Origin of the sequence: Pseudomonas sp. PDM03, from assembly GCF_014852385.1 — a bacterium.
Classification (GTDB): Bacteria; Pseudomonadota; Gammaproteobacteria; order Pseudomonadales; family Pseudomonadaceae; genus Aquipseudomonas; species Aquipseudomonas migulae.
This window is the reverse complement of record NZ_JACVBM010000010.1, coordinates 85,249-99,657: the sequence shown is the minus strand read 5'-3', so window position 1 is coordinate 99,657 and position 14,409 is coordinate 85,249. Positions and strand designations below refer to the sequence as shown.

General features: G+C 57.3%; 10 protein-coding genes. All 10 read left to right on the top strand.

Annotated elements, in window-relative coordinates:
• The first annotated feature begins 81 nt into the window (after positions 1 to 81).
• The 10 genes from gcvH (at position 82) to IB254_RS15980 (ending at position 14,344) form a co-directional block, all read left to right on the top strand.
• A complete protein-coding gene (gene gcvH, locus IB254_RS16025; RefSeq protein WP_192418038.1) occupies positions 82 to 459 on the top strand; it encodes a glycine cleavage system protein GcvH in 378 nt (125 codons plus the stop codon).
• Positions 460 to 472: 13 nt separating this feature from the next.
• On the top strand, positions 473 to 3,343 hold the full coding sequence (gcvP, locus tag IB254_RS16020) for an aminomethyl-transferring glycine dehydrogenase (protein ID WP_192418092.1): 2,871 nt from the start codon (positions 473 to 475) through the stop codon (positions 3,341 to 3,343).
• Positions 3,344 to 3,418: 75 nt separating this feature from the next.
• A complete protein-coding gene (glyA, locus tag IB254_RS16015; RefSeq protein WP_192418037.1) occupies positions 3,419 to 4,672 on the top strand; it encodes a serine hydroxymethyltransferase in 1,254 nt (417 codons plus the stop codon).
• A 102-nt stretch (positions 4,673 to 4,774) separates the two neighbouring features.
• Positions 4,775 to 5,896 (top strand): glycine cleavage system aminomethyltransferase GcvT, encoded by a 1,122-nt coding sequence (gene gcvT / locus IB254_RS16010; protein ID WP_192418036.1) that lies wholly within the window; start codon positions 4,775 to 4,777, stop codon positions 5,894 to 5,896.
• A gap of 30 nt (positions 5,897 to 5,926) precedes the next feature.
• Positions 5,927 to 6,904 carry a lipoyl synthase gene (gene lipA / locus IB254_RS16005; protein ID WP_192418035.1) on the top strand — a complete coding sequence of 326 codons (978 nt, stop codon included), beginning with the start codon at positions 5,927 to 5,929 and terminating at the stop codon, positions 6,902 to 6,904.
• Between the two features lie 1,319 nt (positions 6,905 to 8,223).
• Entirely contained in the window at positions 8,224 to 9,690 is a 1,467-nt protein-coding gene (locus IB254_RS16000) for an NAD-dependent succinate-semialdehyde dehydrogenase (protein ID WP_192418034.1), read from the top strand.
• A gap of 19 nt (positions 9,691 to 9,709) precedes the next feature.
• Positions 9,710 to 11,116 (top strand): aminotransferase, encoded by a 1,407-nt coding sequence (locus IB254_RS15995; protein WP_192418033.1) that lies wholly within the window; start codon positions 9,710 to 9,712, stop codon positions 11,114 to 11,116.
• Positions 11,117 to 11,311: 195 nt separating this feature from the next.
• The gene (locus tag IB254_RS15990; RefSeq protein WP_192418032.1) at positions 11,312 to 11,782 is read left to right on the top strand and encodes an Lrp/AsnC family transcriptional regulator; all 471 of its coding nucleotides are present in this window, start codon (positions 11,312 to 11,314) and stop codon (positions 11,780 to 11,782) included.
• A 138-nt stretch (positions 11,783 to 11,920) separates the two neighbouring features.
• A complete protein-coding gene (locus IB254_RS15985) occupies positions 11,921 to 13,099 on the top strand; it encodes a succinylglutamate desuccinylase/aspartoacylase family protein (protein ID WP_225602375.1) in 1,179 nt (392 codons plus the stop codon).
• Positions 13,100 to 13,162: 63 nt separating this feature from the next.
• On the top strand, positions 13,163 to 14,344 hold the full coding sequence (locus tag IB254_RS15980; RefSeq protein WP_225602374.1) for a M24 family metallopeptidase: 1,182 nt from the start codon (positions 13,163 to 13,165) through the stop codon (positions 14,342 to 14,344).
• Positions 14,345 to 14,409 lie beyond the last annotated feature (65 nt).

Here is a 14,409-nt window from a genome sequence, read left to right as displayed (position 1 = left end):
CTCTTGTTCTATCAACCCAGCCGACTTTTCGCCGGCCTGTTCGTCCTAACATTGGACACATTGATAACAAGAGGAAAATCCATGAGCACGCTGCGTTTCACTTCCGAGCATGAATGGTTACGTCTGGAAGCTTCCGGCGAATTGACAGTCGGCATTACAAACTTTGCTCAAGAGGCATTGGGCGACGTGGTTTTCGTGCAATTGCCAGACCTGGGGCCCTTTGCCGAAGGACATGAGGTGGCGGTGCTGGAGTCGGTGAAAGCCGCGAGTAATATCAGCATGCCATTGACCGGCGATGTGGTCGCGGTCAACCAGGCGCTGGCCGATGACCCCGAGCAGGTCAATGCCTCGCCGATGAACGATGGCTGGTTCTTCCGTATCCGTGTCGACAATCTTGATGCTTTCAACGATCTGATGGATCAGGAAGGCTATGACCGTTTCCTGGCCGAAAACGCCTGAGCCGGGGGTAGAGATGAACAAGCCACAGATTCCCTTGGGCACGGACAACGAATTCATTGCCCGCCACATCGGTCCTCGCGACGAAGACATTAGCGCCATGTTGACGCTGATCGGTCATGACTCGCTGGAAACCCTGATCGACAGCGTCGTTCCGCAGAGCATCAAGGGCACCAGTGTGCTCGAGTTATCGGCGGGGCAGGGCGAAGCCGAGGCCCTGGCCGCGATCAAGACCGTCGCCGGCAAGAACCAGCTGTTGCGCACCCACATCGGCCAAGGCTATTACCCTTGCCATACGCCGACGCCGATCCTGCGCAACCTGCTGGAGAACCCGGGTTGGTACACCGCGTACACACCATATCAACCGGAAATTTCCCAAGGTCGACTGGAAGCGCTGCTGAATTTCCAGACTTTGATCAGCGACTTAACCGGGATGGAAATTGCCAACGCCTCGTTGCTCGATGAAGCGACTGCCGCCGCCGAAGCCATGACCTTCTGCAAGCGCCTGGCAAAAAACAAAGCGCCGGCTTTTTTTGTCTCGCGCCACTGCCATCCGCAGACCCTCGACGTTCTGCGCACCCGTTCCGAACCGTTAAACATCGAGATTGTGATCGGCGACGAGTCCGAACTGGAGAAAGAAGGGCTCGACGGGTATTTTGGCCTGCTGTTGCAATACCCGGCCAGTACCGGCGAGATTGTCGATCATCGTTCGCTGGTCGAGCGCGCCCACCAGGCCGGTGCATTGGTGGCGGTGGCGGCCGATCTGCTGGCATTGACCCTGCTGACACCGCCAGGTGAATTTGGTGCCGATGTGGTGTTGGGCAGTGCCCAACGCTTCGGCGTGCCCTTGGGTTTCGGTGGCCCGCACGCCGCTTACTTTGCGACACGCGATGGCTTCAAGCGCGACATGCCCGGGCGCCTGGTAGGCATTTCCATCGACCACCATGGCAACCCGGCGCTGCGCCTGGCGATGCAAACCCGTGAACAACACATTCGTCGTGAGAAAGCCACGAGCAACATCTGCACCGCGCAAGTGCTACTGGCCAATATCGCCAGCATGTACGCGGTCTACCATGGCCCCAAAGGCCTGACAGACATCGCCCGCCGTGTGCATCGCTTGACGTCGATCCTGGCCCAGGGCCTGGAACAACTGGGGCATCGGGTTGAGCAACAGCATTTCTTCGACACCCTCAGTGTCGTGCCGTCAATCCCGGTGCAAGCCGTGCATGACGCGGCCAGGTCGGCGGGAATCAACCTACGTGTCATCGACCCACCTCGCGTCGGTCTGTCGCTGGACGAAACCTGCGAGCAACAAAGCGTAGAGGCGCTGTGGGCCGTGTTTGCAGTCAAAGGACAGTCGCTGCCGGACTTCCTCGCCCTGGCGAAAACCACTGGCGATTGCCTGCCACTGTCGTTGTTGCGTGAGACACCGATCTTGCAGCACGAAGTGTTCAATCGTTATCACTCGGAAACCGAGCTGATGCGCTACCTGCGCAGACTGGCGGACAAGGACCTGGCGCTCGATCGCACCATGATTCCGTTGGGCTCCTGCACCATGAAGCTCAATGCCGCCAGCGAAATGATCCCGATCACCTGGCCCGAGTTTGGCGCCTTGCATCCGTTCGCGCCTGGCGAGCAAACCCGGGGTTATCAGCAACTGATCAAGGAGCTGGAGCAGATGCTGTGCGCGGCTACGGGTTACGACGCCATGTCGTTGCAACCCAATGCAGGCTCGCAGGGCGAGTACGCAGGGCTGCTCGCCATTCGTGCGTATCACGCCAGTCGTGGCGAAGCCAATCGCGACGTCTGTCTGATTCCTTCGTCGGCCCACGGCACTAACCCGGCCACCGCACAAATGGCCGGTATGCGCGTAGTCGTGGTCGATTGTGATGCCAGGGGCAACGTCGATATCGCCGACCTTGAGTACAAGGCGCAACTGCACGAAGAGCGCTTGGCGGCATTGATGATTACCTACCCATCGACCCATGGAGTGTTTGAAGACGGCATCCGGCAAATCTGCGCTATCGTGCATGAGCGCGGCGGCCAGGTGTATATCGATGGTGCCAACATGAACGCCATGGTGGGGCTCTGCGCACCGGGCAAGTTTGGTGGTGATGTCTCGCACCTGAATTTGCACAAGACCTTCTGCATTCCCCACGGCGGTGGCGGGCCAGGCGTTGGACCGATCGGTGTCAAGGCACACCTGGCGCCGTTCCTGCCAGGGCACGAAACCATGGCGCGCAAGCAAGGCGCCGTCAGCGCCGCGGCCTTCGGCAGCGCCAGCATCCTGCCGATCACCTGGATGTACATGCGCATGATGGGCGGGGAAGGCCTCAAGCGTGCGTCGCAACTGGCCATCCTCAGCGCCAACTACATTGCCCGGCGGCTAGAGGATCATTACCCGGTGCTATACACCGGCGAAAACGGCTTGGTCGCGCACGAATGCATCCTCGATTTGCGCCCGCTCAAGGAGACCAGCGGCATCAGCGTGGAAGACGTGGCCAAGCGTCTGATCGACTTCGGTTTCCATGCTCCGACCATGTCGTTCCCGGTGGCGGGCACGCTGATGGTCGAGCCGACCGAGAGTGAATCCATGGAAGAGTTGGACCGCTTCTGCGACGCGATGATCTGCATCCGCGAAGAAATTCGTGCCGTGGAAAGTGGCGAACTCGATTCGCACGACAACCCGCTGAAAAACGCTCCGCACACTGCCGCCGAACTGGTCGGTGAATGGGGGCATTGCTACAGCCGGGAATTGGCGGTGTACCCGCTCGAGTCGCTACGCGACAGCAAATACTGGCCACCGGTCGGTCGTGTCGACAACGTTTATGGCGACCGCAACCTGTCCTGTGCCTGCCCACCGATGTCGATTTACCAAGACGCTTGATGACTGTGCCCGGATCTCGCCCGGGCCTTCGCGCGAGTGCGTTGTGTCTACTCAAACAAAAAAGGAAAGCTCACCATGTTCCATAAAAGTCTGACTCTGTCCGATTTCGACCCTGTGCTCGCTGAGGCCATTAATCGCGAAGTGAAGCGCCAGGAAGACCACATCGAATTGATCGCCTCCGAGAACTACACCAGCCCGCAGGTGATGGAAGCCCAGGGTACCGAACTGACCAACAAGTACGCCGAGGGCTATCCCGGCAAGCGCTACTATGGTGGTTGTGAACATGTCGACGTGGTCGAGCAACTGGCGATCGATCGCGCCAAGGCGTTGTTCGGTGCCGGCTACGCCAACGTGCAGCCGCACTCCGGTTCTCAGGCCAATGCTGCGGTCTATTTGGCCTTGCTGCAAGCCGGCGATACGATCCTGGGCATGAGCCTGGCCCATGGCGGGCATCTTACGCACGGGGCGAAGGTCAGCTCGTCCGGCAAGCTGTACAACGCCGTGCAATACGGCATCGATGCCAATGGCCTGATCGACTATGACGAGGTCGAGCGCCTGGCGGTTGAGCACAGACCGAAAATGATCGTCGCCGGTTTCTCCGCCTATTCCAAAACCCTCGACTTTCCACGTTTCCGTGCCATTGCCGACAAGGTCGGGGCGTACCTGTTCGTTGACATGGCGCATGTCGCCGGTCTGGTGGCTGCCGGCCTCTACCCGAACCCACTGCCGTACGCTGATGTGGTCACCACCACCACGCACAAGACCCTGCGCGGTCCACGCGGTGGGCTGATTTTGGCCAAGGCCGATGCGGAACTGGAGAAGAAGCTCAACTCGGCCGTGTTTCCGGGCGGGCAGGGCGGGCCGTTGATGCATGTGATTGCCGCCAAGGCGGTGTGCTTCAAGGAGGCGTTGGAGCCGGGTTTCACGGATTACCAGCTGCAGGTCATCAGGAACGCACAAGCCATGGCTGAAGTGTTCAAGCAGCGGGGCTACGACGTTGTGTCCGGTGGCACTGACAATCACCTGTTCCTGGTCAGCCTTATCCGTCAGGGCATTACCGGCAAAGACGCCGATGCTGCGCTGGGTCGTGCTCGTATCACAGTTAACAAAAATGCCGTGCCTAACGACCCGCAATCTCCATTTGTGACGTCCGGTCTGCGCATCGGTACGCCCGCCGTCACCACGCGTGGCTTGAAGGTTGTTGAGTGCGTAGGGTTGGCTAACTGGATCTGCGACATTCTGGACAACCTCGGCGATGCCGACGTCGAGGCTCATGTCGCGCGGCAAGTGGCCGGTCTGTGCGCGTTGTTCCCAGTGTACGGGGCCTGATCAATATCAACATTCGATGACCCAAGGCACACGGCCCGCCGTCGCTGGGCCGTGAACTTCATCGAATGTTGACCGCCGTTCAATTCATGCCAGGAGTTAACCATGTCCAATAACGAACTGTTGCGCACTCCATTGCATGCGTTGCACCTAGAACTGGGTGCACGCATGGTGCCCTTCGCGGGCTACGAGATGCCGGTGCAATACCCGCTGGGTGTCATGAAAGAACATCAACACACGCGCGCACAGGCAGGCCTGTTCGATGTATCGCACATGGGGCAGATACGCCTGCACGGCGCCGGTGCCGCCCAGGCGCTGGAAGCCCTGGTGCCTGTGGACATCGTCGACCTGCCGGTGGGCATGCAACGTTATGCACTGTTCACCAATGAGGACGGCGGCATTATCGATGACTTGATGGTGGCGAACGCCGGTGACCATTTGTTCTTGGTGGTAAACGCCGCCTGCAAGGATCAGGACTTGGCGCATCTGAGCAAACACTTGCAGGGCCATTGCGAGGTCGAGTCGCTGTTCGAGAGCCGTGCATTGCTCGCACTTCAGGGGCCCCGCGCTGCCGATGTGCTGGCGCGCCTGGCACCTGAAGTGAAAAGCATGACGTTCATGCAATTTGCGCAGGTGCGCTTGCTTGGCGTCGATTGCTACGTCAGTCGCTCCGGCTACACCGGTGAGGACGGGTACGAAATTTCCGTACCGGTCGAGCAGGCGGCCACGTTGACCCGTTCACTCCTGGCCGAACCAGAAGTGAAGGCGATCGGCCTGGGTGCCCGGGATTCATTGCGACTAGAAGCGGGTCTGTGCCTGTACGGCCATGATATGAACCCGGACACGACGCCCATCGAAGCCAGCCTGACTTGGGCCATTTCCAAAGCACGACGCGCCGATGGTGTCCGTGCCGGCGGCTTCCCGGGTGCGGAACGTATCCTTGCCCAGCAACTCGATGGCGTGGCCAGCAAGCGCGTCGGGTTCCTGCCGAAAGATCGCACACCTGTACGTGAGGGGACGCAGATCATCAACGCGCAGCAAGAATTGATCGGTCAAATCACCAGCGGTGGTTTCGGTCCCAGCTTCGACGGGCCGGTCGCGATGGGCTATTTAGAGAGTGCCTATGCCGTCCTCGGCACGGAGGTGTTCGCGCTGGTGCGGGGCAAGCCTGTGGCCATGGAAGTCGTCAAAACGCCGTTTGTGGCGCAGCGTTACTACCGTGGTTAACACTGGTGCTATTTTCCTGGGAGCTGGGCAATGACAGACATGCAAAAGGCTGATCTTCGGCCGGAGCCGTTGCAGGCTGGTGTCAAGCTGCGGGGCGCGGAGAAGGTCGCGCGTATTCCGGTAAAAATTCTTCCCACCGAAGACATCCCGCGCAAACCGGACTGGATTCGCGTACCGATCTCCACGTCGCCCGAAGTCGCGAGGATCAAGGCATTGTTGCGCAAGCACAAATTGCACAGCGTCTGTGAAGAGGCTTCTTGTCCAAACCTCGGCGAGTGCTTCAGTGGAGGCACTGCCACCTTCATGATCATGGGGGACATCTGTACCCGCCGCTGTCCGTTCTGCGATGTGGGGCACGGGCGCCCGAAACCGCTGGATGCCGATGAACCACGCAACCTGGCGACTGCCATTGCGGATTTGCGGTTGAAGTACGTCGTAATCACTTCGGTGGATCGCGACGATCTGCGAGACGGCGGAGCAGGGCATTTTGTTGAATGCCTTCGCGAGATTCGAAAGCTTTCACCGGGCGTGCAGTTAGAAACCTTGGTTCCCGATTACCGCGGGCGTATGGACGTGGCCCTGGCCATCACCGAGCAGGAGCCGCCAGATGTGTTCAACCACAATTTGGAAACAGTGCCGCGGCTGTACAAGGCGGCCCGCCCGGGTTCGGATTTCGATTGGTCGTTGGACCTGCTGGAAAAATTCAAGAAACGCGTGCCTGGTGTTCCCACCAAGTCCGGCTTGATGCTCGGGCTGGGTGAGACGGATGACGAGGTGATTGAAGTCATGCAGCACATGCGTGAACACGGTATTGAAATGTTGACCTTGGGGCAGTACCTGCAACCTTCACGCAGCCATTTGCCGGTTCAGCGTTTCGTCCACCCGGATGTATTCGCCTGGCTGGCAGAGGAAGGTTTGCGCATGGGGTTCAGCAATGTCGCGTCGGGTCCGTTGGTTCGTTCTTCATATCATGCGGATCAACAGGTGCAAGGCATCCGATTGCCATGATCAGGACGATGGTGCAGGGCTCCAGATTTGTTTTTTTCCTACAAGAAGGAATAATAATCGGCTCCCAGTGATTTATAGTTGGATGTTGATTGCGTTAGCGTCGATGCGGATGTCGAAAAAGCGGCGCCACTCACGAAACGAATGCGCTGCTTTTATCGATCAGTGGACAGATGTCTTGAGCTCACAGTAGCGCGATCAACTTCCTTCAGCCGGTAATCATTCTTTCGCGCCATGCCCAACCTGATGGCGCCGATCCCGCATCGGTGATGGTCAGAGAATGGCGGCAATTTTCGAACGCGCTCCAGCCCAACGCCCGTTCCGTATGAAGGAGGGTATTCATATGCTCCAGTCGAGGATGCCTTTTAACCACGGTTCATGATGCGTTGTAGCAACAGTCGCTCAATCGCGCCGCTCACCAAGATGCATGTCCGTTCTTCACGAACCTTTCATGGACCGGGTGGTGCGCCAGTCATCTCGTCGTGGTTCAGGACTACCTTAAGTTCCGCCGATGTCGAATTATCCACAGAATGAGTGCATATAACTGTGGATAATGGTCTGAGAGCCGCAGTGCAAACGGCTTGTCGCCTATTGATCGTTAAATGAGCATTGTGCAAGGCATGCCTGAATACCTCGTCAAATTCCCTTAATTGCCTTCGCTCCGGTGCAGTGTCATAGGTTCGACAGTAGAGCTTTTGGAATTGTGACTACTGCACGTCTTGTAGTGTGGCGAACGACACAATCAAACAGCGTTAAACCATATCAAGGACAATGAAAATTTCGCCAATACGTCTTCACCCGATTTGCGAGCTTGTCCAATCCCGCCCACTGGCGACTATGGCCGCATCCTCTGGAGTGATCAAATCACCGGTTGCTCAAGTGAGCCCGAACGACCAGGTGGGGTAGGATGAATTTGGATTTCAGTTACGTATCGCCCGCGACCGCCACACCATCATTTTCTCAACCTGCAGGTCTTTCAAGGTGTGAGGAATGGACAGCCACTACCGGACCGAACTCATTTTTGCATGTTCTGCGAGAGTACGTCTTGAATTCCAAAGCAGGGCAAAAGTGCTTCAGTACTAATTCTCGCAAACACACTCCGGTGAGAGCGTTAGCTTGAAACCTCATTCAGTTTCTCGCCGGTTCCGAGCAATACGCGACGCTGGGAATTCCAGTTTTTTGCAGAGAAAAAACGATTGCATAAAATGAGCGTAATTCTCGGGATAACGCAGCAAGTATGCGTAGAGACTTTAAGTTTTGACGTTTTCGAGTCAGTGGCGGCCCTAAGCTTGTGTCCATAGACATAACGCTAGATGACTGCCATGACCAATATTGCTAGAGACGCACTGAATAACCTCACTCGCAAGGATCTGCTGGAGCTGCGGGCGTATATCAACGGCGAGTGGGTGGATACCGACGGAAAGCTCGCCGTTGTCGATCCGGCCACGGGGGAGCGCATTGCGCAGGTGGCCCATTGCAGCCCTGTCTGGGCCGACCGGGCTGTTGAGGCCGCCAGTGCGGCACTCTCTGGTTGGGGACAGCTATTGCCGCTTCAGCGCGGGTTGATTTTGCGTAAATGGGCGGTGCTCATGCGCGGGCATGCCCAAGACCTGGCCGTCATCATGACGGCAGAACAGGGCAAGCCGTTGGCGGAATCGTTGGGTGAGATTTCGTATGGCGCCGCGTTCCTCGACTGGTTTGCGGCGGAAGGCGAGCGCTGCTATGGCGAAACCATACCTAGCCATCTGGTGGGTAGTCAGTTGCTGACGAAGTTGCAGCCGATTGGCGTGACGGTTGCGATCACACCATGGAATTTCCCCAGCGCGATGATTACTCGCAAAGCGGGTGCAGCACTGGCTGCGGGTTGCACAATGATTGTCAAACCGGCGCCAGAAACACCGCTATCGGCGCTAGCGTTGGCCAAACTGGCCGAAGAAGCAGGCATGCCCGCTGGTGTGTTCCAAGTGCTGACCGGCGATGCGGTCGCCCAGTCTGCAAGATTGCTTCAATTTCCTGAAGTGCGCGCCTTCAGTTTTACCGGTTCGACTGAAGTCGGGAAAATCCTGCTCAAGGCATCCGGTGATACGGTCAAGCGGGTATCGCTTGAACTCGGTGGCCACGCCCCTTTCATTGTTTTTGACGACGCATCGATTGATGAGGCAGTGGCCGCTTGCATCAACGCAAAGTTCACCACGTCCGGTCAGGACTGCCTGGCGGCCAACAGGATCTACGTTCAGCGCGGCTATTACGACAATTTCGTGGCGGCGCTTGCTGCGCAGGTCAGGACGCTGAGAGTGGGCCATGGACTGAGTCCCAATGTCGATATCGGCCCTATGACGCGCAGTTCCGTGGCTGCTAAGTGTCAGGCCCAGATCATCAATGCTGTGTCCTTGGGCGCGACCCTTGTTGTGGGGGGGACCGAGATCAACGGCAATTTCGTGCAGCCTACCGTGCTGGCCGATGCAACGGACGAGATGGACATTGCGCAGGACGAGACATTCGGGCCGGTTGCAGCGGTGTTTGTCTTTGACACGGAAGAAGAAGTGCTGCAGCGCGCTAACAACTCTGAATTCGCATTAGCAGCTTATGTGTACACCAACGATTTGCGGCGTGCACTTCGCCTTTCCGATCGCCTGCAGTACGGCATGGTCGCGATCAACACGCCGAAGTTTACCGGGGCACCCATTCCATTCGGTGGATGGAAGCAGTCCGGATTGGGAAGGGAAGGCTCGAAGCACGGCCTGGAAGAGTACATGGAAATCAAATATGTCTGTTTTGGCAACCTGTGAAAGTTAAGGAGATACTCAAATGAACAAAAATCAACACGATATCACCGCAGCCCAGGATCGTAATTCAGTGCTTCATCCCTTCACTAATCTGAAGGATTTTGCCTCTGGCAAAATGGGCGATCCGACCATCATCGAAACGGGCAAAGGGATTCGCATCACTGACTCCACCGGCCGCGAATACATCGACGGGTTTGCCGGCCTGTATTGCATGAACATCGGTTATGGCCGTACTGAAGTGGCCGACGCTATCTCTCGTCAGGCGCACAAGCTGGCTTACTATCACAGCTACGCCGCGCATACCACGGATGAACTGGCGAAGCTGTCTGATCGCTTGGTGAAAATGTCGCCTGGCAAAATGAGCAAGGTGTTCTACGGTACCTCGGGCTCTGACGCGAACGAAACCCAGGCGAAACTGGTGTGGTATTACAACAACCTGCGCGGCTTGCCGAAGAAGAAAAAAATCATCACGCGTGATCGTGGCTATCACGGTTGCTCGGTGATTGCAGGTTCCATGACTGGCATGAACTTCTACCACGATCACATGGACCTGCCGGTATCGGGCATCTTGCGCACGGGCGTTCCCCATCACTATTGGGACACCCTGGCTGGCGAAACCGAACTGCAATTTTCCGCCCGACGCGCACAGGAACTCGAAGCGCTGATCCTGCGTGAAGACCCGGATACCATCGGTGCTTTCATCGCGGAACCGGTACTGGGTACCGGCGGTATCACGCCTCCGCCTGAAGGGTACTGGGCAGCGATTCAGCCGATCCTGAAAAAGTACGACATTCTGTTGATAGCTGACGAAGTGATCACCGGTTTTGGCCGTACGGGGGCGATGTTCGGTTGCGATAAATACGACATGGAGCCTGATCTGATTACCGTTGCCAAAGGCCTCACTTCGGCCTACATGCCGCTCTCGGCGGCGATCGTTGGCGAGAAAGTCTACAAGGTCATGGAAGAGGGCGCGGATCGCGTGGGGGCGTTCTCACATGGGTTTACGTACTCCGGCCATCCCATCTGTGTTGCCGCTGCGAATTCGGTGCTCGACATCGTTGAGCGTGAGGACATCCCAGGCAATGCTGGCCGTGTTGGTGAGTACCTGCAAACCAGCCTCAAAGAAGTATTCGGGCATCTGCCGATCGTGGGTGAGGTGCGTGGTGTGGGTCTCATGGCCGCCATTGAATTCGTCGCAGACCCGGCGACTAAAAAACGCTTTGACCCAGCACTGAAGGTTGGCGCCCGGATCTCCAAAGCAGCACGCGATCTGAACCTGATTGCACGGGCGATGCCGCACGGAGAAATCCTGGGCTTCGCACCGCCACTGGTGGCCACAAGGCAGGACGTGGACCAGATGGTCGATATCGCCCATCGCTCCGTGCAAAAGGTCATCGACGAATTGGCCAAAGAAGGCGCGCTGCGCTAAACCACGCAGACGCTGTCATGAATCAAGGCCGGTTTCGTACCGGCCTTTTTTCTGGGCAAGTGACAAGACGCGCCGGGTATTGGCAGCCTGTTGATGTCCCTCGGGCTTTGCCGAGCAGGGGGGCCGTATGAGAGGATCCGGCTCCCGATCTCGTCATCTTGTCACTGTCGTCGTGTTGCTCTGAGGGGAAGCCAAATGTTTGTTCTTGATCGAATCGACGCCAACATATTAAACGCCGTGCAAAAGAACAACCGGATCACCTCGGAAGAGCTGGGCAATCTGGTGGGGTTGTCAGCCACTGCCTGCCAGCGTCGCTTGAAGACGTTGCGCAAAGAGGGCGTGATTGAAGGCGATGTGTCGATTGTCTCGCCGAAAGCCGTTGGGCGAAATGTGTTCATGCTGGTGCTCGTTACATTGGAACGAGAACGCTCCGACATTATTGACCGGTTCAAGAAGTCCATTCGCAATACGCCGGAAGTTATGACGGGTTACTACGTCACGGGTGACTCGGACTTCGTCCTGGTGATCACGTCCAGGAACATGGAAGATTATGAACAGTTCACGCGCCGGTTTTTCTATGAGAACTCGGATATCAAAAGTTTCAAGACACTGGTGGTCATGGATCGAGTAAAGGCCGGATTCGAGTTACCCATCAACCTCGATTGATTTGTCCATATCCCGAAAGCCTCCGATCGCCTCTGGCAAGCGAGGCACCGGCAGCCTACGGGGCAGCCCAAGCTTTCTGTAATCCTCCCGCAATTCTCCAGCGCACCCGCTCCCAGTTTCTTCTTTTTAGCCACTTTCATGGGCCACTTCGCCACTGGCAACTGCTACCGGATCACGCAGCTTTTCCTCGTTAATCGCCGATATTGTACGAATTTACTCTTCAGCAGAGTGTTTATCGTCGGATATGGTTTGTGGGAATGGCTATTATTTGTCCAGGGCAGTAGTTGCATAGAGACACTGAGTTGGTTGCGAGGGCATATGAATAAGAAGAGCAAGGGTCGGCTGACAATAGACTGGGAACTGACAGGTCGTCAGTACGGAAGTCTCAACTTTCCTTGGTCCAGGAACGAGTCTGCATGGGGCAGTCTGCAAATTCCGGTGATTGTCATCAAGAACGGGAAAGGGCCGTTCATTTTGCTGACGGGGGGCAATCACGGTGATGAGTACGAGGGGCCGATCGCCTTGTCCAACCTGGCGCGGGCACTTGACGTGCAACGTGTCACCGGAACCATCTGCATCGTTCCAGCCCTTAACTATCCCGCGCTGAAATCCGGCACCCGACTTTCTCCCATCGATGGTTTGAATATGAACCGAGCCTTTCTGGGTCGGGCAGAAGGGACCATCACCGAACAGATTGCGCACTTCGTCGAAGCTGAGCTGATCAGTCGCGCCGACGCCGTACTGGATATACACGCGGGTGGGCGGACCATGTTTTTCCAGCCCTTCGCGGTCTCTCATCAGTTGCCCGACGAAGCTCAGACATTGCGTGCCCGCGAGGCGTTGATCGCCTTCGGTGCGCCGATCGGTCTGATTCTGGAAGAGCTGGACAACGAAGGCATGCTGGACACCGCCGTGGAGCAGAAGGGCAAACTGTTTCTGTCTACCGAACTGGGCGGAGGCGGTTCCACCACCGCGGCCACCGTCAAACTGGCTCAAGACGGCGCCCACAACTTCCTCGTGCACACGGGCGTCTATGACGCTGCGATGAAGACTCCTGCGACACCGGTCTCAATCATGGAGAACGAGGCCAACGGTTATGTCAGTGCGCAGACCAGCGGCTTCATCGAGTTCACACACGAACTGGGTGACGGGGTGGAAGCCGGGCAGGTGATTGCCCGCATCCATGACTTCGAAAATTTGCACAAAGAGCCTGAGGCAATCCTGGCACCGGTCACGGGCACTCTGTTGGGCCGTCACTTCGGAGGCCACATCACGAAAGGTGATTTTCTGGCGATGTTTGCCAGTCCGGAAAACTGACAGGCACGTCCTGCCACTAGAGTTGCTAGGCACCCCCATAATTCAAATAAGACGAGGTGAATCATGAGTGACCCGTTTTTCACAGACGCTGAATACGAGAGCCGTCTGCAAAAGGTAAAACATCGAATGGCGGAGGCTTCCGTCGATACCTTGTTGGTGGCAGATGCCAACAATATCTTCTGGCTTACAGGTGCCGCAGACTGGTCGTTCTACACGCCGCAGTTCGTGATCGTCAGTCTGCAGGAAAGCAAACCGATCTGGATCGGCCGCGCCATGGATGCACCCGGCGCCGCGCTGACCAGTTGGATGGGCGCAGAACATGTCATCGGCTATCCCGAAGACTACGTCATGCGCAAGGACATTCATCCCAGCCAATACATCGGCGAGTACGTTGCCAACCGCTGGCCGAATGCACGACGGGTCGGCTACGAATCAGACAGCTATTTCTTCTCGCCTCGTTCCCTGAGTTGCCTGATTGCGCAGTTGCCCAACGCTGTGTTCGTGGACTGCGACTTACTCGTCAACCGGGTGCGGGTCGTAAAAAGCGAGACCGAAATACGGTACCACCGCGAAGCCGCAGTGATCGTGCAAGGGGCGATGCGCGTCGCTCAGGATCTGATCCGGCCAGGCGTTCGCCAGTCCGACGTCATTGCAGAAATCTACAAGGCCCAGATTACTCCGGATGCACCTTTCGGCGGTGATATCACGGCGCTGTGCCCGATCATCCTGGCTGGCGAAAAAGCGTCCGCGGCGCATCCGGCCTGGACCGACGAGAAGTTCACCGACAATCAGACGGTCGCCATTGAATTGGCCGGCGCTCGCCGGCATTACACCACCGGCCTGGCGCGCACGGTTCACCTGGGGTCGAACCCGCCTGCGGAGTTGGTCAACACCGCCGCTGCAGTCGAGGAGGGCATGCATGAAGTCCTGGCCATGGTCAAAGCCGGGGTCAGCGGGGCGGATGTCCATGCCACCTGGCAGCAAGTCCTGAATCGGCACGGACTGCGCAAGGACAGTCGGATCGGTTACTCGATCGGTATCGGTCTGCCGCCAGACTGGGGCGAGCACGTCATCAGTTTACGTCCGGGGGAGCATGAGCCGATTGAAGGCAACACCACGCTCCATATCATCCTGGGCATGTGGATGAAAGGTTGGGGGATGGAAACCTCCGAAACCATCGTTGTTCAGCCGCAAGGTTATGAGTGTCTGACCCGGTTTCCTCGCAGCGTTAATATCAAGCGTTAATCGCTGACACCTATCATCAATGGCGGCTCTAATACCAGAGTCGCACTTCAACTGCTAAACGGCGG